General features: G+C 69.3%; 24 protein-coding genes. 10 read left to right on the forward strand and 14 right to left on the reverse strand.

What is annotated here, in order from left to right; genetic code table 11:
* Positions 1 to 15 precede the first annotated feature (15 nt).
* Together aztD and OG379_RS02265 are read left to right on the forward strand one after the other, a co-directional pair.
* Positions 16 to 1,209, forward strand: coding sequence for a zinc metallochaperone AztD (aztD, locus tag OG379_RS02260; RefSeq protein WP_405668384.1), 1,194 nt, complete (start codon positions 16 to 18; stop codon positions 1,207 to 1,209).
* Positions 1,210 to 1,684: 475 nt separating this feature from the next.
* Positions 1,685 to 1,891 carry a hypothetical protein gene (locus OG379_RS02265; protein ID WP_405658683.1) on the forward strand — a complete coding sequence of 69 codons (207 nt, stop codon included), beginning with the start codon at positions 1,685 to 1,687 and terminating at the stop codon, positions 1,889 to 1,891.
* Between the two features lie 38 nt (positions 1,892 to 1,929).
* Here OG379_RS02265 and OG379_RS02270 read toward each other — a convergent pair whose 3' ends face one another.
* The 3 genes from OG379_RS02270 to OG379_RS02280 are packed head-to-tail and all read right to left on the reverse strand — an operon-like array spanning position 1,930 to position 4,329.
* Positions 1,930 to 2,595 carry a response regulator gene (locus tag OG379_RS02270; protein WP_405658686.1) on the reverse strand — a complete coding sequence of 222 codons (666 nt, stop codon included), beginning with the start codon at positions 2,593 to 2,595 and terminating at the stop codon, positions 1,930 to 1,932.
* Positions 2,588 to 3,802, reverse strand: coding sequence for a sensor histidine kinase (locus OG379_RS02275; protein WP_405658688.1), 1,215 nt, complete (start codon positions 3,800 to 3,802; stop codon positions 2,588 to 2,590). The genes OG379_RS02270 and OG379_RS02275 overlap by 8 nt, the downstream gene beginning before the upstream one ends.
* 2 nt (positions 3,803 to 3,804) lie before the next feature.
* Positions 3,805 to 4,329 (reverse strand): hypothetical protein, encoded by a 525-nt coding sequence (locus OG379_RS02280; RefSeq protein ID WP_405658690.1) that lies wholly within the window; start codon positions 4,327 to 4,329, stop codon positions 3,805 to 3,807.
* Positions 4,330 to 4,627: 298 nt separating this feature from the next.
* Here OG379_RS02280 and OG379_RS02285 point away from each other — a divergent pair, with 298 nt between their 5' ends.
* Positions 4,628 to 6,010, forward strand: a complete 1,383-nt coding sequence (locus tag OG379_RS02285; protein WP_405658692.1) for a cytochrome P450 — start codon at positions 4,628 to 4,630, stop codon at positions 6,008 to 6,010.
* Between the two features lie 144 nt (positions 6,011 to 6,154).
* Positions 6,155 to 7,678 carry an MFS transporter gene (locus OG379_RS02290; RefSeq protein ID WP_405658694.1) on the forward strand — a complete coding sequence of 508 codons (1,524 nt, stop codon included), beginning with the start codon at positions 6,155 to 6,157 and terminating at the stop codon, positions 7,676 to 7,678.
* On the opposite strand, the gene OG379_RS02295 is transcribed toward OG379_RS02290, so the two are convergent.
* The 5 genes from OG379_RS02295 to OG379_RS02315 form a co-directional block, all read right to left on the reverse strand.
* A complete protein-coding gene (locus OG379_RS02295; protein ID WP_405658696.1) occupies positions 7,656 to 8,981 on the reverse strand; it encodes an MFS transporter in 1,326 nt (441 codons plus the stop codon). The two genes, OG379_RS02290 and OG379_RS02295, sit on opposite strands and share 23 nt — an antisense overlap.
* Before the next feature lie 151 nt (positions 8,982 to 9,132).
* Positions 9,133 to 11,259 (reverse strand): acetate--CoA ligase family protein, encoded by a 2,127-nt coding sequence (locus OG379_RS02300; RefSeq protein WP_405658699.1) that lies wholly within the window; start codon positions 11,257 to 11,259, stop codon positions 9,133 to 9,135.
* On the reverse strand, positions 11,256 to 11,654 hold the full coding sequence (locus tag OG379_RS02305; RefSeq protein WP_405658701.1) for a Zn-ribbon domain-containing OB-fold protein: 399 nt from the start codon (positions 11,652 to 11,654) through the stop codon (positions 11,256 to 11,258). The genes OG379_RS02300 and OG379_RS02305 overlap by 4 nt, the downstream gene beginning before the upstream one ends.
* A gap of 5 nt (positions 11,655 to 11,659) precedes the next feature.
* Positions 11,660 to 12,748, reverse strand: coding sequence for an acetyl-CoA acetyltransferase (locus tag OG379_RS02310; RefSeq protein ID WP_405658703.1), 1,089 nt, complete (start codon positions 12,746 to 12,748; stop codon positions 11,660 to 11,662).
* A gap of 60 nt (positions 12,749 to 12,808) precedes the next feature.
* The gene (locus OG379_RS02315; RefSeq protein WP_405658706.1) at positions 12,809 to 13,981 is read right to left on the reverse strand and encodes an acyl-CoA dehydrogenase family protein; all 1,173 of its coding nucleotides are present in this window, start codon (positions 13,979 to 13,981) and stop codon (positions 12,809 to 12,811) included.
* Between the two features lie 280 nt (positions 13,982 to 14,261).
* Between OG379_RS02315 and OG379_RS02320 the strand changes: the two genes are divergently transcribed.
* Positions 14,262 to 14,900, forward strand: coding sequence for a TetR/AcrR family transcriptional regulator (locus OG379_RS02320; protein WP_405658708.1), 639 nt, complete (start codon positions 14,262 to 14,264; stop codon positions 14,898 to 14,900).
* 30 nt (positions 14,901 to 14,930) lie between these two features.
* Positions 14,931 to 15,722 carry a thioesterase family protein gene (locus tag OG379_RS02325; protein WP_393754241.1) on the forward strand — a complete coding sequence of 264 codons (792 nt, stop codon included), beginning with the start codon at positions 14,931 to 14,933 and terminating at the stop codon, positions 15,720 to 15,722.
* 76 nt (positions 15,723 to 15,798) lie between these two features.
* Here OG379_RS02325 and OG379_RS02330 read toward each other — a convergent pair whose 3' ends face one another.
* Positions 15,799 to 16,665, reverse strand: a complete 867-nt coding sequence (locus tag OG379_RS02330) for a MaoC/PaaZ C-terminal domain-containing protein (protein ID WP_405658710.1) — start codon at positions 16,663 to 16,665, stop codon at positions 15,799 to 15,801.
* 1 nt (position 16,666) lies between these two features.
* Complete coding sequence (locus OG379_RS02335) at positions 16,667 to 17,590, reverse strand: SDR family oxidoreductase (RefSeq protein WP_405658712.1); 924 nt, start codon at positions 17,588 to 17,590, stop codon at positions 16,667 to 16,669.
* 251 nt (positions 17,591 to 17,841) lie between these two features.
* Here OG379_RS02335 and OG379_RS02340 point away from each other — a divergent pair, with 251 nt between their 5' ends.
* The gene (locus OG379_RS02340; protein WP_405658715.1) at positions 17,842 to 19,137 is read left to right on the forward strand and encodes an SGNH/GDSL hydrolase family protein; all 1,296 of its coding nucleotides are present in this window, start codon (positions 17,842 to 17,844) and stop codon (positions 19,135 to 19,137) included.
* Between the two features lie 23 nt (positions 19,138 to 19,160).
* Here OG379_RS02340 and OG379_RS02345 read toward each other — a convergent pair whose 3' ends face one another.
* The gene (locus OG379_RS02345; RefSeq protein ID WP_405658717.1) at positions 19,161 to 19,577 is read right to left on the reverse strand and encodes an SRPBCC family protein; all 417 of its coding nucleotides are present in this window, start codon (positions 19,575 to 19,577) and stop codon (positions 19,161 to 19,163) included.
* 45 nt (positions 19,578 to 19,622) lie between these two features.
* Complete coding sequence (locus tag OG379_RS02350; RefSeq protein ID WP_405658719.1) at positions 19,623 to 20,633, reverse strand: aldo/keto reductase; 1,011 nt, start codon at positions 20,631 to 20,633, stop codon at positions 19,623 to 19,625.
* Positions 20,634 to 20,780: 147 nt separating this feature from the next.
* Between OG379_RS02350 and OG379_RS02355 the strand changes: the two genes are divergently transcribed.
* The 3 genes from OG379_RS02355 to OG379_RS02365 all read left to right on the forward strand — a co-directional run bounded on the left by OG379_RS02355 (position 20,781) and on the right by OG379_RS02365 (position 22,924).
* Positions 20,781 to 21,692, forward strand: a complete 912-nt coding sequence (locus OG379_RS02355; protein WP_405658721.1) for a LysR substrate-binding domain-containing protein — start codon at positions 20,781 to 20,783, stop codon at positions 21,690 to 21,692.
* 93 nt (positions 21,693 to 21,785) lie between these two features.
* Positions 21,786 to 22,097, forward strand: coding sequence for a nuclear transport factor 2 family protein (locus tag OG379_RS02360; protein ID WP_405658723.1), 312 nt, complete (start codon positions 21,786 to 21,788; stop codon positions 22,095 to 22,097).
* Between the two features lie 227 nt (positions 22,098 to 22,324).
* Positions 22,325 to 22,924 (forward strand): YdcF family protein, encoded by a 600-nt coding sequence (locus OG379_RS02365; RefSeq protein ID WP_405658725.1) that lies wholly within the window; start codon positions 22,325 to 22,327, stop codon positions 22,922 to 22,924.
* Between the two features lie 92 nt (positions 22,925 to 23,016).
* Here the strand turns inward: OG379_RS02365 and aroQ are convergent, their stop codons facing one another.
* Both aroQ and OG379_RS02375 read right to left on the reverse strand, forming a co-directional pair.
* Positions 23,017 to 23,631, reverse strand: coding sequence for a gamma subclass chorismate mutase AroQ (gene aroQ / locus OG379_RS02370; RefSeq protein WP_405658727.1), 615 nt, complete (start codon positions 23,629 to 23,631; stop codon positions 23,017 to 23,019).
* Between the two features lie 93 nt (positions 23,632 to 23,724).
* Positions 23,725 to 24,033 (reverse strand): hypothetical protein, encoded by a 309-nt coding sequence (locus tag OG379_RS02375; protein WP_362930869.1) that lies wholly within the window; start codon positions 24,031 to 24,033, stop codon positions 23,725 to 23,727.
* Between the last annotated feature and the right edge of the window lie 28 nt (positions 24,034 to 24,061).

Below are 24,061 nucleotides of genomic sequence, written 5' to 3' on the forward strand. Positions count from 1 at the left end.
GAGGAAATCCACATGATGAAGCATGTAGTACGCCCGAGGACGGCGGCTGCCGTCAGCACCCTTCTCGGTCTCTCCGTCGCGCTCACGGCCTGCGGGGGTGACAACGGGGAATCCGCTTCAAGGACGACGGGCAAGGCGTCTGGTTCACCGGCCGCCCAGGTCGCGGAGCCGATTGTCGCCACGTACGACGGGGGCCTTTACGTCCTGGACGGGAAGACGCTGAAGCTCGCCGAGGACATACCGCTGGAGGGGTTCAACCGTGTCAACCCGGCGGGCGACGACCGTCACGTGATGGTCTCGACCGCGAGCGGTTTCCGGGTACTGGACGCGGCGGGGCGCAAGCTCACCGATGTCGAGTTCGAAGGCAGCAAGCCGGGCCACGTCGTCCGGCACGCGGGCAGGACCATCCTTTTCGCCGACGGCACCGGCGTGGTCACGGTCTTCGATCCCGAGGACCTGGGCGGGACGAAGCCGAAGGCCGAGACATACACCTCTGCCGCCCCGCACCACGGTGTCGCCATCCAGATGGCCGACGGCAAGCTGGTGACCACGCTCGGCACGGAGGAGAGGCGCGTCGGCATCGCCGTGTTGGACAAGGACCGCAAGGAGATCACCCGCAGCGAGGAGTGCCCCGGTGTCCATGGGGAGGCGGCCGCGCAGGGCGAGGCGGTCGTCATCGGCTGCGAGGACGGTGTCCTGGTCTACAAGGACGGCGCCATCAAGAAGGTGAAGAGCCCCGCGGAGTACGGCCGGATCGGCAACCAGGCCGGGTCCGACGAGTCGCCCGTGGTCCTCGGCGACTACAAGACGGACAAGGACGCCGAGCTGGAACGGCCGGAGCAGGTGTCCCTCATCAACACCGGGACGGGCAGGATGCAGCTCGTCGACATCGGTACGAGCTACACCTTCCGTTCGCTGGCGCGGGGCCCGCACGGTGAGGCGCTCGTCCTGGGGACCGACGGCAGGATCCATGTCATCGATCCCGGAACCGGCGAGGTGACCAAGAAGATCTCCGCCCTGAACTCGTGGCAGGAGCCGCTGGACTGGCAGCAGGCCCGCCCGGCACTGTTCGTGCGCGACCACACGGCGTACGTCTCGGACCCGTCGAGGAGGAAGCTGCTGGCCATCGACATCGAGTCGGGCAAGCAGCTGGCCACGACCGAACTGCCGAAGGCACCCAACGAGCTGAGCGGCGTAACGGAGCACTGACCCTCTTCCGTCCTACGAGGAGCGCGTTCCCGCCTGGAGGCGGGGGCGCGCTCCGGTTCCTGCCGTGGACCGAGCAGAGCGTGGCAGAGTCATGGTCGCTGGTAGGTTCGGTTCGTCAGACCTGAGCCGTTGAGGGGGCCGAGGTGCTCACACTGGCGGAGATCGCCGACGAACCGCTGGTTCTCACCCGCCACTTGGACCTGCTCGCCGGTGCGGCAGGTGTCTTCCGCCCTCTCACCCATGCCGACAGCGAGCGTCTGGCTTGTTTCCTCGAGGGCCTGTCCCCTGAATCGAGGCGGCTCAGCACGTTCGGCGGTTACGGCATCGTGGCTGCCCGGGAGCTGTGTGACGCCATCGCGGTCTCGCCCTCCCCCTCGCCGACGTCGCGCGCTACAGAGACGCCGGCATCGAGCTCACGGAGCTCACCGACTGCCGCTTCGGGCCCACCCTGGCCGATGACTACCAGGGACAGGGGGTGGGGACGCTGGCCCTGCCGCTCATCAGAGACGTCGCGCGGGGGCTCGGAAGGACGAGGATCATCCTGTGGGGAGGCGTCCTCGCCGGCAACGCTCGCGCCATTCGCTATTACGAGAAGAACGGCTTCCGGCCGGTCGGTTCCTTTGCCAGCGCGGACGGTTCGCTGTCCCTCGACATGATGCTGGACCTCCGCCGGAGGCCGTGAGCCGCCCCGCCCGTCCGTCTCCGGGTGCCTCAGCCGGGTCAGGTCAGTCCTGACTCGATGGCGCGACGGACGGCGTCGGCCCGGTCGCGGATTCCCGCTTTGGCGAACAGGTTGTTGATGTGGGTCTTGACCGTGGCCTCACTGATGAACAGCTTCTCGGCGATCCCCCGGTTGGGAAGGCCCTGGCCGATCAGAGCGAGTACCTCTCGTTCGCGGGGTGTGAGGGTGCTGGGCAGGGAATGTCCCACCACCGGCGTCCTGGTCCTGACGGTGGCGAGCAACCGGTCCTGGACCTCGCGGTCGAGCACGGACTGACCGGCGGCGGCGGCCCTGATCGCCCGGGTGATGTCCTGGCGCCCCGCGTTCTTGGTCAGGTAGCCGCGGGCCCCGGCACTCAGCGCGCCCAGGATCGAGTCGTCGTCGGCGAAGGTGGTCAGCACGACCACCGCCACGTGCGGGTACTCCTCGCTCAGCCGACGGGTCGCCTCGATCCCGTCCATCACGGGCATTCTCAGGTCCATCAGCACCACGTCCACCGGCCCGGCGGCGACGGCCGTCAGCACCTCGCTGCCGTCCGCGGCGGCCGCGACCACCTCGATGTCGTCGGACAGCCCGAGCACCGCGGCAAGCGGCTCCCGGACGGCGGCCTGGTCGTCGGCCACGACCACATTCAAAGGCTGGGGCTCGTCGGTCTGTTCACTCATCCGGGATCACTGCCTCCACCTGCCAGCCGCCCTCGTCCGGTCCCTCGGTGACCGGGCGTGCCGTGACGCTTCCGCCCAGCAGCGCGACCCGTTCACGCATTCCGATCAGTCCCATCCCGCTGCCGATACCGGCGTTCACCGCACGGGTGGCGGGGCCGTTGCGGATCCTCAGTGTGGTCGACGAGGTCTCGAACGTCAGCGTCATGCCGACATCTGCCCCGGGGGCGTGCCGAGCGGCGTTGGTCAGCGCCTCCTGCGCGATCCGCAACAGATTCTGGGTCACCTGGACGGGCACCTCACGGACGGTCCCGGTGACGGTGAGGACATCACGGTGGCCCGACGACTCGAGCAGCGCGGTCAGGCTCTCCAGCAGCGGCAATGAATCCTCACGCAGCGCGTGCACGGTCCACTGCGCCTGTTCGAGGCTCTTCCTGACCAGGCCGTGGGCCTTGTCGTTGGCCTCCCGGACCCTGTCGAGGTCACCGGTGTCGATCAAGGCGTCGGCCAGTTCCAACTGCATGTTGATCCCGGCCAGCGAGTGCGCCAGAACGTCGTGCACGTCCCGGGCGATCCGGCTGCGCTCGGTCAGCACGGCGGTCCGGGCCTCGGCGCGGGCGGCGCGTTCGGCTGATTCTGCAGCCGCGATCGCCGCCAGTACGGCCCGGCGCTGACTGCGGTTGACGATGCCGGCCACGACCGGGACGCCTGTGGCGAGCCCGACGACCCAGGGCAGCTCGTGATACCCGGGCCCGAGTCGGAAGTAGAGGACACCGCAGCAGAGCAGGCTGCAGATCCCCGCGAGAACGAGGGCCGGCCTGGTCTCGAGGCGGTATCCGAGGTGAGCGGCGAGGAAGAAGGCGAAGAGGTAGCTCGTACCGCTGCTGCTGACGCCGATCAGGGCGGCCGCCGCGACGATGCCGAGCGTCAGCCATACGAGAGCCAGGTGCTTGGGAACCTTGCTCTCGGGCAGGCGCCGGGCCAGCAGCGCCGCACAGTTGATCACGAAGAGGACGGCAACAGCCAGACCTCGGCCGCTGAAGCCCATGGGCCGGATCGTCAGGGTTCCGACCACGATGACCGCAAGGGTGAGCACCCATTGAGCACGCGGGTCCCGCCCGGGAACCTGCTGCGGGCCCGGCCCCCGCGCCGCGGCCTTTCCATGCGGCGGGACGCTCTCGGTTACGGACACGGGCAGAACATATCGCATGGTCAGGCCGTACGTTCGAAGGCGGGCACAGGGTGGGTGACCGTCCGGAACCGGCTCCGTACGAAGATCGTGGCCAGGCGCGTGACCACTTCGGTGAGTGCCATCAGGACGAACGCCGCCACCCAGGCCTGGTCGCCGGTGATGTGGTGGGTGACGCTGAACCGGCCGACGTCGTCGGCGCCACCGCCGTGCTCGACCCACAGCTGGAAAACCATTCGCGCCCCCATGCCCAGGACCCAGAGGATCGCCGACACCGCTCCGGCCTTGATCAGTATGTGCTCGCCCGCAGTCCGGAGCCGGGTGTGGATGCCGCCGGCTGTGCCGAGTGCGGCACCCACGGCCATCAGAACCCCGATCAGCACCAGGTCGTTACCCGCGGTGGGAACGGTGTCCAGGTACGAGTAGGCGACGACCGCCACGATCCCCAGTGGGATCAGGAAGGACTTGAGGTCGAGTCGGCCTTCCCGCAGCTGTCGGAAGACGACGAGGATGAGGACGATGTCGGTGATCCACTCGGTTGCTGTCATGCCTTGAAGAATCCCGGGACCGGGCTCGAAGCGCCTGGACCCACGGGTGGAACCGTGGGTGGAGTTCAGCCGGTCGCCGATGTCCACCCCACCGGCCGGGCGAACGCGAGACACCCGGAATGCCGGCCCGGCCCCCAGCGTCCGGCACCGCTCACGCGGCCCCCGGGGGCTGTCCCTCGGCGGCAGCGCCAAACCTCCTTATCCGTGGCGCATACCACATCACCGGGTGGATTGCCCCGAGGATCGATCAGGGAAGCCATATGACGCCCAAGGTCAGCTCGAAAGGTGGCATGCTCTCGTGACGCTTGTAGCGCCTCCCCCCATACCCAGAGCGGCAGGCTCGGTCCCGCTGCTGGGTCACGCGGTACAGCTCGTACGCGACAATCTCGGCTTCATCGCCTCACTCCGTGCCGATTACGGCCCGCTGGTCGAGATCACTCTCCAGCCGGGCACCCGCACTCTGATCGTCCAGGACCCCGACCTCATCCGCGCCATGCTGACCGACCTCGGCCCCGGTCTCGACAAGGGGCGCTTCTTCGAGAAGATGGGTCAGCTGCTGGGCGACTCCGTCGTCACCGCCGCCGGCCAGGAGCACGTCCGCAGACGACGCCAGCTCCAACCCGCCTTCGCCCGGCCGGAGATCGCCCGGTACGTCGACCTCATGCGGGGCGCGACGACCACCGCCGTCGACTCGTGGGCCCCTGGCCGTCAGCTCGACGTCCGCGAGGCCATGGTCGAGCTCTCCCTCGAGATGCTCGCCAAGACCGTCTTCGCCGACAGCCTGGACGACGCGACCTTCCGTCGGTTGCGCAAGGACCTCTCGGTGGTCATGAACGGTGTCGGGGCGCGCGTCATGCTGCCCGACTGGGTGGAGAAACTCCCCCTGCCCTTCAACCGCAGGTTCACGGCAGCCCGGGACGCGGTTCGGGCCACCATCGACCGGGCCGTGGCCGAACTCCAGGAATCGGGGCGGGAAACCGGTGACATGCTGTCCCTGCTGCTCCGCACCACGGACGAGGAGACCGGCCTTCCGCTGACCGGGCACCAGATCAGCTCGGAGATTCTCACTCTGGCCGTGGCGGGCACCGAGACCACCGCCTCGGTCCTGGCCTGGACGCTCTACGAGTTCGCCCGGGACGCCGACGTCGAACGCAGAGTTCTGGACGAGCTCGACACAGTTCTCGACGGCCGGCCCATCGCGTTCGAGGACCTCCCCCGTCTGCCCTACCTCGGCCGCGTCATCCGGGAGACGCTGCGGTTGCACCACACCGGATGGCTCGTCACCCGTCGCACCGTCACCCGGACACAACTGGGACCGTGGTCCGTGCCCGCCGGCACCGAACTCGCCTACTGTCAGCACGCCTTGCACCGCGACCCCGCGCTCTTCCCCGACCCGCTCACCTTCGATCCGGACCGCTGGCTGCAAGAAGCGCAGGCCGAGGCTTTCACGCCGGGGGCGTACCTCCCCTTCGGTGCCGGCAAGCACAAGTGCATCGGAGACCGGTTCGCCGTCACCGAGCTGGTCACGGCCATCGCGACGATCATCAGGCGAGTGCGGTTCGATCTCCCACCGGGCCGGACCGTCCGGCCCGTGGCCCGGGCAACTGTGCGGCCCAGCACCCTGCTGATGACCGCGCACCGGCGAACCGGCTCCACGGAGCAGGAGCAGGAGCAGGACTGACGGCGTAGACGACTTTCAGGTCGGGCGGGTCCGAAGAACTTCGCGGACCCGGCCGGCCGGGAGTACGGGCTCCAGGCGGAACGGGTTCAACCGAATCAGGTTCTAGTATCCTGATTCAATATCTGCCTACCGGTAGGGAGCCCCATGTCCAGGACCGGGGAAACAGCGGAAGCAGAGCAACTTCGCTACGCCTGGCGCGTGTTGTCCGTTGTCAGCATGGCGAGCATTCTCATCGCACTCGGCAGCAGCTCGCTGAACGTCGCGCTCCCGGACGTGGTGAGGCACTTCGACGCCGGTGCCGCCGCCGCGAATTGGATCCTGTTGTCCTACATGCTGGCCAACACGGTGCTCCTGGTCGTCTTCGGCCGACTGGCGGACATGTTCGGGCGGCGCACCATGTATCTGCTCGGGCTGGCCACGTACACCGTGGCCAGCCTGCTTCTCGGTTTCGCCCCGGGAGCGTGGTTCCTGGTGGGCCTGCGGGTGGTCCAGGCCGCCGGGGGCGCGATGCTGCTGGCCAACAGTGCGGCGCTGCTGGCCGACGCGTTCCCGCCCCGGCACATGGCGCGTGGCATGGGGGTCTACATCGCGTCGTTCTCCGTGGCACAGCTGGTGGGCCCGACGCTGGGCGGGTACCTGACGCACCGTTTCGGCTGGGAGTGGGTGTTCTGGTACAACGTGCCGATCGGCTTCGTGTGCCTGGTCCGGGGCGCCGTGGTGTTGCGCAGGGTCGGTGGCCCAGGTGGTGACCGCGGCATCGATGTGCCGGGGAATCTGCTCGTACTGGTCGGTCTGGGAGGCCTGCTGATCGGCCTGTCGGAGGTCGGTGACCGGAGCTGGGGTGATCCGGTGGTGGTCGCCTGCCTGGCGCTCTTCGCCCTGCTGGTGCCGGTGTTCCTCGTGGTGGAGCGACGCAGCGCCCGTCCGGTGGTGGATGTCGGGCTCTTCCGGGACGTGCCGTTCGCGCTGGGCCTTCTGACGTCGTTCCTGAACGCGGTGTCCCGGATGGCCGTGGTCCTGCTGATCGCGCTGTTCTACCAGGCGGTGCGCGGGGAGGACCCGGTGTCGGCCGGATTGAAGGTCCTGCCGCTGCCGGTCGCCGCGATGATCGCGTCGGCGTGCTCGGGAACGCTGCACTCGAGGCTGGCACCACGCACGATCGTGCTGCTCAGTACGTCGGTCGGCACCGGGGGGCTGTTGGTTCTCCTCCTGGAGATGTCCGTGGATGTGGGTTACGCGCCGATCGCCTGCGGGCTGGTGCTCGTCGGGGTGGGCTCGGGGATGTTCATGCCGGCCAACACCACGGCGATGCTGGACGGTATAGCGCCCGACCGGATCGGAATCGTCAACGCGATGCGTCTGATGATCCAGAATACGGGAGTGGTGGTGAGTACGGCGCTGGCCATGTCGCTCGTCACCAGTGCGCTCCCGGCAGAGCTGCGCGACCGCGTCTTCGACGGAACGATCTCCCGTGTGGCCCCGCACGCACTTGCCCAGCTGGTCACCGGCTACCGGCTGGCCCTGCTCGTGATGGCCGTCATCTCAGCCCTGGCGGTGCTCGCCTCGCTCGGCCGGCCGCGGGCGGCGGACGATTCCGCCGAGGCTGCCGGCCGGACGAGGCGGAGGTCCCCCGCACCGGACGGTGTCAGTCCGCCGCCCTCGGGATGACCGGCTCGGGAGCCTTCGCCGGCGCCACGGCGGCGCGTCGCCACGGCCCGTGGAAGAACAGCGTCGCCGGGAGGAACAGCACCATGCAGCCGAGCGCGATGACCATCCACAGGTGCCAGCTCGAGTGCTCGACCACACGCGGTACGGCGAACAGCGCGAGCACCGCCACGGCCTTGGACGTGAAGCCGAACAGCCCCCACGCACTGCCCTGGAGCCGGGGGTCGATGTTCTCCGCGTCCTCGGAGAAGTTGGCCATCCAGGGACCGTAGGCCACGCCCATCGCGCCGCCGAGCAGGGCGCCGGTGATCATCAGGTGCGGATGCGACACATCTTGACGGCCCATCAGGTGCACGAGGTGACCGGTGACCGCCACCGCCGCGAGCGTTCCGCCGACACAGAGGGGTTTGCGCAGTTGCAGACGGTCGGAGATCCGGCCGCTCACCACGACCGTGACCAGGTTGAGCACCCAGAAGACCGACATGATCCCGGCCGCGGTCGACGCGCTCAGACCGAACGACTCCCCCAGCATGAGCGGCCCGTACAGAGAGAGGGTGAGGAAGAGCACGAGCCACAGCCCGATGCCGACGACGTGCGCCACCATGTTGCGGTGGGCGAGGAGGCCACGGGCCCTGGGCGGTGCGGTGGGGCCGGCCGTGACGATCGCCCGCACCTCCGTCTGCTGGATGCGTCCGCGCAGTTCGGGAGAGAGGTCGGCGATGTTGTACGCGATCACCAGGGAGGCGGCCAGCGACACCACGGCCATGATGACGAACTGGGAGCGCCACGAGTCGTGGAAGAGCGGCAGGGTGGCGCTCGCGATCGCGGCGGCCAGGAAGTTGGCGCCGACCGGGCCCCAGGTCCAGAAGCCGAAGGCCTGGGCGCGCCCCATGCGTGGTGAGAAGTCGCGTACGAGCGGCGCGGTGCCCGCGAGCGCCATGCCGTCGATGACCGACAGCGCGATCCGGGCCAGGAGCAGCTGTGTGGGTGAGTGCACCGTGGTCATCAGCACGCAGCACACGGTGGTGAGCAGCATGAGCGGGATGAGCAGGCGCACCCGGCCCAGTGTGTCGGTGAGCCGGCCGCCTGCCATGGAGGCAAGGGCACCTGCGACGGTGGCCAGCGCGGAGATGGTGCCGTAGGTGGACAGCGACATGTCCAGGTCTTCGAGCAGCAGGGGGGCGACGGGGGCGATCTGCCCCTCGTACGATCCGATCAGGACGGCGAGCACGGCCATGCTGAGGATGCGTATCCGGCGTCCGCCGGTGGGGTACTCGTCGAGTTCGCGTACGTAGGAGAGCCTCATTGCCCGGGCCTTTCTGCGAGTGGTGTTCCGCCTCTGTCCGTCGAGCGAGGTGCGGCGCTCTCGAGCGGCCGTGACCGGCGTGAGGGACCGAAGGCCGCCGCGGTCGCAGCAGGCGACCGCGGCGGCCTTCGGGTGGCGCCGCGAGGGTGGTTCAGTTCCAGGTGATCAGTGCGTCCAATGCCTCGACCTCACTCCCCCGGACGAGGAGCGGGTTGACCTCCAGCGATTCCAGCCGCGGGCCGAGGCTTCCGGCGAGCTGCCCGATCCTGGCGACCACTTCGGCGACCCTGTCGAGGTCTGCGGGCTCCGTCCCGCGTGCCCCTTGGAGCAGCCGGGCGCCACGGAGTTCGCCCAGGGCCCGTCGGATGCCGGCGGTGTCCACCGGCAGCAGCCGCAGTACCGAGTCGCGCAGTACCTCGACCCAGATCCCGCCGAGAGCGACGGCCATGGTCAGTCCCCAGGCCGGATCGCGGACCACACCGACGAGCAGTTCCACTCCGCCGGTTCGCTGCGGCTGCACGAGGGTGCCGACCCCGGTCAGTCCGCGGTCGCGCAGGGTGGCGCACACTTCGCCGTGGGCCTCTCGCACGGCCTCCGGTCCGTTCAGTCCGAGCCGCACCCCGCCGATGTCGCTCTTGTGCCCGAGGCCCTCGGCGACAGCCTTCAGCACCACGGGATACCCGAATGCGGCAGCCGCCTCGACCGCCTCGTCCTCGGTGGCGGCGAGGGTGGAGGGGACGACCGGGACACCGTTGTCCGTGAGCAGCCCGGACGCCCGGTGCTCCGTCCAGAGCCCTGTGGTCTCGCCCCGTACGACGGGTGGCACACCCTTGTCGGCCGGGGCGGTCCTGTCGGTCTCGCCCAGGGCGCGGGACCAGCGGACGGCCGCGCCGATCGCGGTCATGGCGTGCTCGATCCCGCCCACCACGTACGGGAACCCCGTCTCCCGCTGAACCTGGCGGCCCACCTCCGTGATGTCGGTGAGCACGTTGCCCGCGACGATCACCGGCCGCCGCGCGTCGCGGATGCGTTGCGCGGTCGCGGCGAAGTGCTGCAACGTCAGGTTCAGATCGGCGGGTGGCAGCCGCGGCAGGTCGGTCAGGAGCATGACCGCGTCGACTCCCGGATCTTCGGCCACCACCTCCAGGGCCCGGCTGAGGAGCGTGCGGTCCACGACCACATAGCCGGTGACGTCCAGCGGATTCTGGACGGTGGCGAAGTCCGGCAGGATCTCCTTCAGCCGTGCCACCGTCTCCGTGGCGAACGGAGGCAGTTCCAGTCCTTCCTGCTCCGCACGGTCGGCTATGACCTCGCAGGCCCCGCCGGAAGGGGTCACCACGGCGATCCGTGGTCCCCGTACCGGACCGGTCTGGGCCAGCAGCCCCGCCGTGATGATCAGGTCCTCCAGGGAGCGGACCCGTACCACCCCCAGCTGCCGGAACGCCGCGTCGACAACCGCGTCGTCCCCGACGAGGGCTCCGGTGTGGGCCTGGGCGGTGTGGGAGGCGAGTGCGCTGGATCCGATCTTGAGTGCCACGATCGGTTTGCCGGCCCGGGCAGCTCGGCGGGCGGCGCGGGCGAATTCCTGGGGGCGGCGTACGGACTCCAGGAACAGCGCGATCACGCGGGTGGCGGGGTCGTCCACGAGGTAGTCGATGACGTCGGTGACCGAGACCATCGTCTCGTTGCCCATCGAGGTGAGCAGGCTGAGACCGACGTTGCGGGCCTGGGCGAAGGCGAGGATGGAGCTGGCCAGTGCCCCGCTCTGCAGCACCACGCCGACGGGGCCGCTGATCAGCGGTGGCGGGATCGGCAGTCCGTAAGGGGTGGTTCCCTCGGTGGCGTTGATGTATCCGTTGCCGTTGGGGCCGAGCACGGTCAGCTGGTTCTCGCGTGCGAAGGCGAGGATCTCCTCCTCGAGACGTCTGCCCTCCGGTCCGGTCTCGCCGAAGCCCGCGGTGAGCACGACGTAGCTGCGGATCCCCAGTCCCGCGCCCTCTCGCAGTACCGGCAGCACCGCGGATGTCGGAACCATGACGTAGGCCATGTCGACCGCTTCACCGATGTCCGTGAGGCTGCGGTGGGCGCGTCGGCCGTGCACCACCTCCGTACGGGGATTGACGAGGTGGACAGGGCCGCGGAAGCCGTTGGTGCGCAGGTTCTCGAACGTGGACAGCGACCACCCCGATTTGTCCGTCGCACCCACCAGCGCGATGGAGCGGGGCGCGAAGAGGGCCTGCATCGCCTCCGTGCGGATCTGTGTCGTGGCCGTGCTCATGCGCTCTCCTTCACTCGGAAGCACGGCAGCGCGGGGGACTCCTCGCCGCCCAGCCGGGTGATCTCCAGCTCCACCCGGTCACCGATCCGGACCGGAGCGCCGCCCACGATCCGCGACATCATCCGTACGCCCTCGTCGAGGTCGATGAGGGCGACGGTGTACGGCGGATCGCCGGCGGACGGACTGAAGGCCCGGTGCGCCACGGTGTACGAGTAGACGGTGCCTGTCCCCGGGGAGGTGACCCAGTCCAGCCGTTCGCCGAAGCAGTGCGGGCACAGGGCCCGGGGGTAGAACACGGCACGGTCGCAGTCCCCGCAGCGCTGGAGACGCAGCTCACCGGCTGCGATGCCGTCCCAGAACGGCTGTGTCTCCGCATCCGGCACAAGGTCCCCCACGGTGATCAACTCCTTCCGAGTACAACGGTGGACGTGGACGAGAGGACCCCGCCGGTGCCGTGCACCAGGGCCAGTTGTGCCCCGTCGACCTGTCGCGGCGGGTCGGAGGCGAAGTCGTGCCGCAGCTGCCGGGTCGCCTCGATGAGCAGGAAGATGCCGTACATGCCGGGGTGGGTGTAGGACAGTCCGCCGCCGTTCGTGTTCATCGGCATGTCACCCCCGGGGGCCGTGCGGCCCGAGGCGACGAACTCCCCCGCCTCGCCCGGCTTGCAGAACCCCAGGGACTCGAGGGTCAGCAGCACGGTGATGGTGAAGGAGTCGTAGATCTCCAGCAGGTCGAGATCGTCGTGGGTGACGCCGGCGGTCTTCATCGCGGCCGGGCCGGAGTGCGCCGCTCCGGTGACGGTCAGGTCGGGCATCTGGGCGATGGAGCTGTGCGTGGTCGTCTCGCCGTGGCCGAGCACCTCGACCGGGTGGGTGTCGACGTCGGGCCAGCGGTCCTCCGCGGCCACGACCACCGCGCCGCCGCCGTCGGTGACCAGGCAGCAGTCCAGCAGGTGCAGCGGATCGCTGATCATGGGGGAGCCGAGCACGTCGTCGACCGTGATCGGGTCGCGGTGGTAGGCGTCCGGATTGAGAGCTGCCCACTGCCGGGCGCTGACCGCGACCTCGGCCAGTTGTTCGCCCGTGGCGCCGTACTGGTGGAAGTAGCGGTTGGCGGCGAGCGCGTAGGCGCCGACCGGTTGCGGCAGCCCGAAGGGCCGGTCGAACTGCTCGGTCAGTGTCGCGGGCGGTCTGAGGGCGGTGCGGGAGCGGTTGCTGCGCTGGGTACTGCCGTAGGTGATCAGCGCGACGTCGATCAGCCCGGCCTCGATGGCCGCGGTCGCATGGCCGAGGTGCGCCTCGAACGACGACCCGCCGATATTGGTGCCGTCCAGGTAGTCCGGTCGCAGCCCCAGGTATTCCGCCAGGGTCAGCGCCGGCGCCCATGACCAGTTCCCTGCCACGAAGAGCGCGTTCACGTCCTCGGGGCGGAGCCCGGCCTCGGTCAGGGCTGCCTTGCTCGCCCTGGCCTGCTGCGAGAGCACGGTCATGCGGGGTCCTGCCCACCTCCGACTCTGCCACCCCGACGATCGCGGCGCGCCTGCGGCCGGTCATTCGCCGATCCCGCCCAGCCGCACGTAGCCCTTCAGAAGGTTGCGGGCGATGGTGCGGCGCTGGATCTCGTCGGTCCCCTCGAAGATCCGCAGGAGCCGCAGCTCGCGGTACCAGCGCTCGATCGGCAGCTCCTTGGTGTAGCCCATGCCGCCGTGGATCTGGAGGACGCGGTCCACCACCTGATTGGCCATCAGTGCGCCGTTGAGCTTGGCGATGGACGAGGCGTGCCGTGCGTCCATGCCCTGCTGGACCCGCCAGGCGGCGTACAGGGTGAGCCACTTGGTGGATTCGATCTCGACCTGCGAATCGGCTATCTGCCATTGGATCGCCTGGTAGTCGCCGATCGGGTGCCCCATCGAGTGCCGGATCTTGGCGTAGTCCACGGCCATCTGCAGCATGCGCTCGGCTGAACCGATCGCCCGGGCCGGGATCATGTAGCGCCCCTGGCCGATCCAGCGCAGCGCGAGAGCGAATCCCTGGCCCACCTCGCCGAGTACGTTCTCGGCGGGTACGCGTACGTCGTCGAACACCAGCGCCGCAGGGCCCCACTGGCCCATCGTCGGGATCGGCTCGGACTTCCAGCCCATGTCCCGGTCGACGAGGAAGCACGTGACCCCGCCGTCCGCGCCCGCGTCCGGGTCGGTGACGGCGAACACCATCACGAAGTCGGCCTCGTTGCCGCCGGTGATGAACGTCTTCTCGCCGTTGATCACCCAGTCGCCGCCGTCACGAACGGCGCGGGTGCGGATGTTGCGTGCGTCCGAGCCGGCTCCCGGCTCGGTGATGGCGAAGCAGGAGCGGCGCTGGCCCTCGATGGTCGGGACGAGATAGCGCTGCTTCTGTTCGTCGTTCGCGCTGTAGAGGATGTTGTCGGCCGACCCGCCGAAGCTGAACGGGACGAACGTCCTTCCGGTCTCCATGGCGAGGATCGCGGACATGACGGCTCCCAGGTTCATCCCGCCGTACTCCTCGGGCGTGTTCATCCCCCAGAAGCCGGCCTTGCGAGCCTTGGACCGGAGCTCGTCGAGCACATCGAGGGTGATCGCCGGGGCGCCCGCTCGTTCGTTGCGCAGGACGTCCTGTTCCAGTGGCATCACCTCCTTGGAGATGAAGGTGCGCACGGTGTCCCGGATCTGACGTTCCTCGACATTGAGTGAGAAGTCGACCATCGAGAGGTGTCCTTTCCTGTTCGGGCGCGCGAGATGAGCAGCTGCGCCTTTTTAGAATCGAACTCTAGGAACCAGTTCAGACTGTGCCCGGCCCGAGCGGCGTGTCAAGACACCTGTCACCGCCAAGAGGGTCCGGATGTACGGAGCTCAGACGGCCTGTGGTGGCACGGGGCGGGTGCACCGGGGAAACGTCCCCGTCACGGCGGTGTGCCCAATTCTAAGATTGGATTCGGTACGGTGACCGTGTCGACGGCCGTCGACCGCACGCGAGGAGGTCGTCATGGCGCGAAAGGCGGGCAACGCCGCGTCCGGAGGAAACGCCTGGCAGTGGAGCCGCACGGCGGAGACGCGGCGTGTGCTGCTGAACGCCGCCCGCGAGGTGTTCTGCGAACAGGGCTTCGCCGAGGCGAGTGTCGCGGCGGTGGTGGAGCGTGCCGACTCCAGCGTGGGCAGCCTGTACCACCACTTCGGGGGCAAGACCGAACTCTTCCTCGCCCTCTGGGAGGAGCACCAGGCCGCCCATGAACAGAACGCCGTGACCGCCGTCGCCGCGGCGCGGGCCAAGGCCGAGGGCCGGGACGAGGACGCACTGGAGCTCTTCATCGCAGGGGCCCGCGCCTTCCTGGAGGGATCCTGGGAACGCCGTGATCTGGCGCGGCTGTTCATGGACGGCGACGCTCCGCCGGGCTTCGAACTGGTCAGACGCACGCGCAGCCGGGAGTGGGTCCGGCAGAACGGGGTGCTGCTCGGCGCCGGCATCGATTCCGTCGGGCGGCTCACGGTCGCCGTGCTGACCACGATCATCGGCGAGGCGGGACGCGAGATCGCCACCAGTTCGTCGAAGCGCCAGGCCAACAAGATCACCGAAGCCGCGATCGTCCTGATCCGCCGGCTCGGCTCCACGAGCATCGACACCTGACCCCGTCAGGGCGACAGAGGGGAAGCACGCGTGGCAGGGACGGAGCAGGAGGAGGCGTTCTTCACGGGCGTGGGTGGAGAGCTGGTGCCCGCCACCCACGCGCGCGGCTGGTGGACGCCGGGCATGATGCACGGGCGGCTGCTCGGGGGCCTCGCGGCCAGGGCACTGGAGGCGGAACACGCCGCGGAGGGGCTGCACTTCACCCGGCTGACCGTCGACCTGTTCCGCAACGCGCCGATGGCGCCCGTGCGGGTCGAGACACACCGGGTGCGCGACGGACGCCGGATCCGGGTCGCCGACGCGACCGTCCATGGTGCGAACGGCGTCGTCGCGCGCGCGAGCGCCGTCCTGCTGCGCCGCAGCGAGCAGCCGCCCGGCCGGGTCCCCGCGACGCCGCCCTGGGACGCTCCGCCCCCCGAACAGCTCTTCACCCCACGCGACGGGGCGTGGACGGCCTGGATGTTCGACGAGCACAACGAGTCGGCGAAGGGCGGCTGGCGTGGGGACGTCAAGCGCCGGGCATGGCTTCGGGAGGCGCGCGAACTCGTGGCGGGCGAGCCCCTGTCCCCGTTCGTACGGGCCGCACTGGCCGCGGACACCGCCAGTCCGCTCGTCCATGCGGGCGACGCGGGTCTCCAGTACATCAACGCCGACTACACCCTGTGCCTGAGTCGGCTGCCGCTCAGTGACGTCATAGGCCTGGAGTCCGGTGCCCACACGAGCGAGGAGGGCGTGGCCGTCGGGCACTGCACACTGCACGACTCGGCGGGCCCGATCGGTTACTGCATGACCACCGCGGTCGCCAACCCTCAACGCGCCTGATCCTTGCCGCGCGGCGCCGGTGCCGCCCTGCCGCGAGCGGGCACCGGGGCCGTGCCGGCACGGCCGGTGAGGCGAGTCAACGGGGCGATCGGGGCGCCGCGCGGACGGTGACCCGTCCGCGGTCGATCACAACGGTCCCGTCCGCCTTGGTGGTACGGAACCGTGAGGTCTCTACGTCCTCCCATACGGAGACGGTCAGTGGCTCGCCGGGGAACACCGGGTTGCTGAAGCGGCCGGACATCGAGGCGAACCGGGACGGATCCGATTCCGCCAGGGTGTGCAGCAACGCGCGCCCGGTGAACCCGTAGGTGCACAGGCCGTGCAGGATCGGCCGCTCGAAACCGGCCTTCGCCGCGAAGGCGGGATCGCTGTGCAGGGGGTTACGGTCTCCGGACAGCCGGTAGATCAGCGCCTGTTCGGGTCTGGTCGGGTAGGTGACCGTATGGTCCGGCGGACGGTCAGGCTCCGGCCAGCCGGCCTGCGGGCCCCGCCCGCCGCCGAAGCCGCCCTCCCCGCGGATGAACACGGAGCTGCGCGAAGTGATCAGCGGCTCGCCGGTGCCGGGGTCCACGGCCACCGCCTCGCTCGTCACCAGCGCGCCGGAGCCCTTGTCATGGATCCCGGTGACCTTGGATGTGATGCGTACGCTCCCGGCCGGTGCGAGGGGCCGGTGCAGGTCGAACGACTGCTCGGCGTGCACCAGCATCGCAGGGTCGAACACGCCGATGCCGGGGCCGCGGCCTCCCTGGGCGGCCAGTACGGCGAACGTCGGCAGCACCTGCTGGTCCACTCCCCGGGTGTTCTCCGTGATGAAGGGGAGTTCTCGCAGCGGGTCGTCGAGCCCGGCGCCGACCCCCACCGCGTACAGCAGGGTGTCCGCGGAGGTCCAGGACCGCTCCACGGGTGCGGACTCGACTCCGATCACACTGTGGTCGAGGGCCATGTCAGGAGCCCCCTGTCGGCGCGAGGCCGTTCTGCAGCGCGTTGGGGCGGGCCTTGCCGACCATGGCAGGGATCACCTCGTCCAGCTCGGACAGTTCCCAGCATGACTCCTTGTCGATCCCCGGCCCGTTATGCCAGCCCTCCGCGACGCTGATCGTCCCGCCCCGCACGTTGAACACCCGCCCGGTGATACCGCGAGCGGCGGGGCTGCCGAGCCAGACCACCAACGGGGCGATGTTCTCCAGGGCCGAGGCGTCGAAGGCCTCCGGCGCCCGGGTGGGTCGCTCGGGGCGAAGCCCCTCCGTCATACGGGTGAGCGCCGCGGGCGCAACGGCGTTCACCGCGACGCCGTAGCGCTCCAGTTCGCGCGAGGCGATCACGGTCAGTCCGGCGATCCCGGCCTTGGCCGCGCCGTAGTTGGCCTGGCCCGGATTTCCGTAGATGCCGGAAGAGGACGTCGTGTTGACGACGCGCGCGTCGATCCGGACGCCGGCTTTCGACCGAGCCCTCCAGTACGCCGCCGCGTGGCGCAGCGGAGCGAACGTGCCGCCCAGGTGCACCCGTATCACGGCGTCCCACTCGGCGGCGGTCATGTTCACCAGCATCCGGTCGCGCAGGATCCCGGCATTGTTCACGAGTACGTGCAGGTCCCCGAAGCGCGCCACCGTCGACTCCACGAGCCTCCGCGCACCCTCGAAGTCCGAGACGTCGTCGCCGTTGGCCACGGCCTCACCACCCGCCTCACGGATCTCACCGACCACTTCGTCCGCCGGCCCCGAGGCGGCCCCGGTCCCGTCGACCTCCGAGCCCAGATCATTGACCACCACCTTCGCGCCCTGCCGCGCGAATTCCAGCGCGTGGCCGCGGCCGATGCCGCGGGCCGCCCCTGTGACGATCACGACCCGGCCGTCCATGACGCCGCCCATAAGCCTCTCCCATCCGTAACTCCAGCCCGGCCCCGCGGAGTTACGCAGCCGACCAATGTTGGAATCACTTTCTAAAAAGAGTCTCGGCGTGGTGGATCGCTGTCAACCCTTCACGCCGGGGCCGCAGTCGCCGGCCGACACGGAGGGGTGGAGGTCAGCGGGATCACAAACGGGTCCACGGCCCCATTAGCCCCGACGATCTGTTATGGTTCCCTGAACTTAACGGAACCATAATCCCATTAGGAGTCGTCGTGAACACCGCATACGTACGCCGCGTCGCCGCACCCCTCTTCGCCGGGTCCCTCGCCTTCGGCATCCTGGCCGCCCCGGCCGAGGCAGCACCCGTCGCCTGGACCGCCGCCTGGGGCGCTTCCCCCCAGCTGCCCAGCACCGGCTTCACACCCAACTGGTCCCAGGAAGGCTTCTCCCACCAGTCCGTACGCCAGGTCGTCCGTGTCACCAAGGGTGGCAGCCTGGCAAGGATCCGCCTCTCCAACTCGTACGGGACCTCGCCACTGCACATCACGGGGGCGGTGATCGCACGCACCACCCGGGGCGCGGCGGTCGACAAGGGGTCCGTCCGCCACCTCACCTTCAACGGCGAACGTTCGTCGTGGATACCGGCGCACGGGGAACTCCGTAGCGATGCGGCCCAACTGGGCCTGAGGAGCCTGGAGTCGGTGACCGTCACTCTCTATTTCGCGGGGACCACGGGCCCTGCGACCTTCCACTCCCAGGGCTGGGCCGACACCTACCGGGCAGAAGGTGATCACCGGGCCGACACGACGGGTACCGCGTACACCGCTACGACCCAGTCCTGGTACTACCTCTCCGGCATCGAGGTGGGCGGCGCGGCGAACGCGCTCCCCTCAGGAGCAGCCCGGAAGTACGCCCGAGGTGCGGGCGACGGGGGCGGCGTCGCCGTCTTCGGTGACTCCATCACCGACGGCTTCGGCTCCACACCCAACACCGACCGCCGCTACTCCGACGCCCTCGCCGAGCTGACAGGGCGGCCCGTCGTCAACCAGGGCATCGGCGGCAACCTCGTGCTCAACGACTCCGCCTGGTTCGGCGAGCGCTCCACCGCCCGCTTCGGGCGTGACGTCCTGAACCAGCCGGGCATCTCCACGGTCGTCATCCTCGAAGGTGTCAACGACATCGGCTTCAGCGAAGCCGCCAAGGGGCCGAATCCGCCCGCCACCTACAAGCCGGCCCCCGTGGTGTCGTCCCGCCAGCTCATCGGCGCCTACCGCACGCTGATCGACGCCGCGCACGACAAGGGCCTCGACGTCGTCGGGGCGACCCTGCTGCCCTTCAAGGGCTCGGACCACTGGGGCCCGCACGCGGCGCAGGTCAGCAACGAGGTCAACGACTGGATCCGGCACTCGGGCGAGTTCGACGCGTACGTCGATTTCGACAGGGCACTCGCCGCCCCCTCGGACCCGGACCGCCTCGATGCCGCCTACGCCTACAAGGACGCGCTGCACCCCAACGACGCCGGCTACCGGGTGATGGCGAACGAGGTGGCCGACGTCCTGGAGAGGTGACACCGAGTGGCTGCGGGCCGAGGTCAGGCGGCGAGAGTCCTTCGGAGCGCTGCGAGTCCGTCCGAGTAGATGTCGTGGAACAGGGCGACCGCCTCGTCGTCGCCGATCCCGACCGGTGTGAATGTGCCGCTCCACTCGACACGGGAGAAGCCGGAGTCGAGGTCCTCGCGCACCGTGATGGTCGAGAGGTAACCGGTCACCGGGAACGGAGCCTGGAGTATCGAGTAGCTGTAGGTGCGGGCCCGGTCGTCGAAGGCCTCGAGACGCTCGACGATCAGGCCGCCTTCCTCGTTCGTGAGGCTACGGGTCCTGCCGCCTTCGCCGAGCTCGCTCTTCGGGATGTACGGCAGCCAGTCGGGCAGGGTGCCGAAGCCGCCGATGAGCTGCCAGACACGGTCGGGCGAAACGGGAATGTGAATCGATGCTGTGGTCGTGGCCATGAGAGTTTCTCCTTGAGCGGTCGGCCGGCGTGCGGAGGCCGGAGGTCAGACGGTGGGTACGGGTGCGTCGGGGGCGATCAGCTGCTCCTCGCGCAGCGCCGTCCAGAACCCTGCGGGGATCCGCTCCTCCAGTGCGGCGACGTCCTCAGCGATACGGCTGGGCCTGGTGGCGCCGGGAACAGCGGCAGCGGTGGCCGGGTGGGCCAGGGAGAACTGCAGGGCAGCAGCCTTGACACCTACGCCGTACCGCTGCGCGAGGGCCTTGATGCGCTCCACCCTGCTGATGATCCCGGCGGGCGCCTCCTGGTACTCGAAGTGCGTCCCGCCGGCCAGGATCCCCGAGCTGTAAGGACCGCCGACGACGATGTCGACGTTCCGCTCGGCAGCCGCGGGCAGCAGACGCTGCAGAGCGCGGCCGTGATCCAGAAGGGTGTAGCGGCCGGCAAGGAGGAAGGCGTCCGGGGTGGGCTCGTCGAGATCGAGGGTGAGCTCGAGCGGCTCCACCCGGTTCACGCCCAGACCCCAGGCCTTGATGACGCCCTCGGCGCGCAGCTTCTCCAGCGTGCGGAAGGCGCCCGTGCGGGCCGTCTCGTACTGGGCGAGCCATTCGTCACCGTAGAAGTCCTGCGCGATGTCGTGCACCCAGACGATGTCGAGGCGGTCGGTCTTCAGCCGGTCGAGACTGTCCTCGATGGAGCGCATCGTGGCGTCCGCCGTGTAGTCGTTGACCATCCTGTTGGGGCGGCCGTGCTCGAACAGGCCTCCCTTCTCGCCGAGTTCACGGGTGGCGGGGTCCTCCGGCTCGTCCAGGATGACGCGGCCCACCTTGGTGCTGAGGACGTACGCGTCGCGCGGGTGAGCAGCCAGCACCTCACCCAGCCTGATCTCGGCGAGGCCCGCACCGTAGAAGGGAGCGGTATCGAAGTAACGGATGCCGTGGTCCCAGGCGGCTTCGACGGTGGCGGCCGCCTCCGCGTCGGGGATGGCGCGGAACATGTTGCCCAGCGGGGCGGTACCGAAGCCGAGCGGTCCGGGCAGGAGGGGCGAGACAGCCATGAGGTGATTCCTTACGGGGAGGGGTGGGGGGTGACATCGATTCGTCCGGAATGCGAGGTCCACCGGTTGGATGTCTTCGAGGCTACGATCGATACTTGAGACTGTCCAAGACTCGCTTGGACTGAGTTGAGTCCCCCGAGGTCTTACATGCTTGACCTGCGACAACTTCGCTATTTCATCGCCGTGGCCGAGGCGGAACACGTCGGCCGCGCCGCCGAACACCTGCACATCTCGCAATCTCCCCTCAGCCGGCAGATCGCCCAGTTGGAGAAGAGCCTGGGCCTGACCCTCTTCGAGCGCACCCAGCAACGTATCCGCCTGACCGCCGACGGACGCGTCTTCCTCACCGAGGCGCGCGCACTGCTACGACACGCCGACCGGCTGGAGAACCTCGGCCGCCGTCTGGGACGCGGCGAGGAAGGGGGCCTCTGCATCGGGTACGTCTCCGACGCCATGCACACCGGCGTGCTCCCCGCAGCGCTGCGCACCCTGCAGCAGGAGCGCCCGGGCATCCACGTCGCCCTCTACAGCCTGACGCCGGAGGAACAGTTCGTAGGTCTGCGGCAGCGCAGCCTCGACATCGCGCTGGTGCAGCAGCCCCCCGCGGAGGACGATCCCGACCTGCTGGCCGCCCCGCTGCTCGAAGACCCGCTGCTCCTGGCCCTGCCGGCTAATCACGCTCTCGCAGGTCGGCGGGACATCACGGCACACGACCTGGACGGCCTGCCCTGGGTCGCCGTCAGTACGTCCCACGAGCCCGCCGCCCGGGACGCCTTCGTGGCCGCCTGCGCGGCATCGGGTTTCACACCCGACATCCGTCTGGACGCACCGGACCCCCTGACCGCCCTCGGACTCGTCGCCTCCGGCCTGGGACTCGCGCTCATCCAGAAAAGCATGATCCATGGCACCACCGAGGGCGTCGAAGTCCGTGAACTGCCTTGGCACCAGGCATCCGTGTACCTGTGGGCGGCTTGGCACCGAACCGACCTGCGACCCGTGGTCGCCTCGTTCCGGGAGACGGTTCTCACCCACCGCACCACACCGCCGCCGGCACCGTGACACGCCGGCGGCGGAACTCACGGCCGCCCGCCTCGTTGAACCCCCGGGCTCGGCCGAGCCCGCAGGACGGCGTCGTACAGCAACGGAGACAAGATGAGCAATGAGCTGGATCCCGCGGTGGCAAGGTTCATCGACGCGGTGAACGCCGGTGACCGCGACGCTCTCTTCGCGGTACTCACCGACGACGCGACGATGAGTGACGACGGCAGCGAGCGTGACATCGCGGACTGGACCGACAAGGAGATGTTCAGCAGCAACGGCCGGATGAAGGTCGAGTCGGTCAAGGACCATGGGCGCTCACTGGTGGCCGACTTCACCAATGACACCTGGGGCACCATGCGAACCGCCTGGCGATTCACCCTGGCCGGCGAAAGGATCAGCCACTTCGACACCGGGCAGGCCTGAACCCGGTCGACCGCCCGCATTGCCCGCCACTTCCACCGCCTACCCCCACCTCGTAGGCGCAACGCCCGACGACGTGCGCGTCTCGGCATGGCATGCCGCGCGCATCGTCGTCGAGCACCTGCCCGTCCGGGTCCCCATCCCCCGCCGTGATCCACTCGCGAACGCCTCGCTCATGGCGTGGCTGGTGTCTTCCCTGTGCGGTGAGCGGTGTGCCCTAGGGTCGTGACATGCGACGGAGAACGGGGCCGGCAGTGGCCGTGGCGGCAGCCGTGGCCTGGGGCGAGTGGTTGAACTGGCGCTGGTCCCGAGCCCTCGTGGGGAACACCACCGGCACTACCGAAGCCGTGGTCGTGCTGGGTTACCGGAACCCCCGGGCGAGGGCGAACTTCATCAACCGCTGGCGAGTCCGTGCTGGAATTCGCTCCATCGCCGCCGACCCCGCGCTCGACACCCGCGTGATCTTCAGCGGTGGCGCGACCAGTGGTGGCGCCACGGAGGCCCAGTTGATGGCTGACTACGCGGCATCGGTGCTCGAGTTCGACGGCACAGCGCTCCTCGAAGACCGAAGCTGGACGACATGGGAGAACATCACGAACGTGATCCCGCTGCTCGAGGACATCGACCGCATCAAGATCGTCTCCCAGCCGGCTCACGCGCTCAAGGCCCGCGCCTACTTGCGGCGGCAGCGCCCCGATCTCGCCGCGAAGCTCGTGCGCGCGGATGACTACCGCCCCGGTGAGTGGGTTATCGGCAAACTGCCGTTGGCTCTGTACGGACTTTGGACACTTCGCGGCCTCAGAGCCGACGAGCGGAAGCCCGCTCCGTAGAAGGCCCATGTCGCGTCGGCCGGTCCGGAGTCGGACGCGGTTGCCTCTTGGCGGGCTTGCCGGCGGATGCGACGAACCGGGGCGCCCGGGTGCTACGAGACCTCGGCCGACGCCCCGGCGCAGACGAAACGCAGCGCGCGGGCAAGAGCTGCCGTGTGGACGCGGTCGAGGCGCCGGGCGTGCCGGACCTGCACCGTGGCGGCGGTCAGGGTGGCGCGGCAGGAAGGAGCCGCCCGTGATGCTGCCGATACGGCGATCCCACGGACCAGGGCAAGGTTCAGGCGGTTGATCTCCCCGCCCACCACGGACAGGTCCGGGGTCTCCTCCGGCGCGTCCGCCGGGTTCGCGTTCCAGCGGCTGTGCAGAGCTCGCTGCACCTGCTTGTTCGCTTCGATCCGGTCCCGGAAGATCTTCACGGTCGCCACCGGATCTGCTCGCACTTCGCGCGCCTGGCGCGCCGCCGCGTCGAGGACCTGCTGTTCGCGGGTGGGGTCGTCGACGGGGCCGCCCGCCCCCCACTTGGCCGCGGCCACCCGTCCGGCCGTGCCGAGGCGCTGGGCAGACAGGTCGGCGAGTGAGTGGAGCTCGCGGTACGAACCGCGGCCGGTCGTGGGGGCGGGAACGGCGACTGAGACCGAGCCGGTGCAGATGACGGCCACGATGGCACCGGCGGTCAATGCGCGCCACGGGGACGCGGCCGGTTGCATGGGCCGATCGTACGGTTCCGCGTCTCTGCGGTGACCGGGACATGGCCGTCGGCGGCCTCATGAGCAGCGCCCGCTAAGCGCCGTGACGGGCGATCAGAGGTCGCTGTCGATCCCTGTGACGGCGGGCGGGCCCAGCGGTGCGTCCTCTTCGGAGAAGCCCGTCTCCCGCAGGGCGGCCGACACGAGGCGCACCGCGTCCATTTCCGCCTCGTACCGGTCTGGCGCGTCGACTTCCAACCGGATGGAGAAGGTTGCGTCATCGCCGAGGCTGAGCAGGTCGAGGCCTTCCTTCTCACTCACGTCCGTGTGCTGGGCGCCCAGTTTGCGCTCCAGGGACGCACGGCGGGATTCCGTGATGTCTGTGACGAATGTGCCCGGCACGGTGATCACAAATGTGGTCATGACAGCTCCTGACGGGTGCGCGATCGTT

It is taken from the genome of Streptomyces sp. NBC_01166 (assembly GCF_045039765.1).
Lineage (GTDB): Bacteria > Actinomycetota > Actinomycetes > Streptomycetales > Streptomycetaceae > Streptomyces.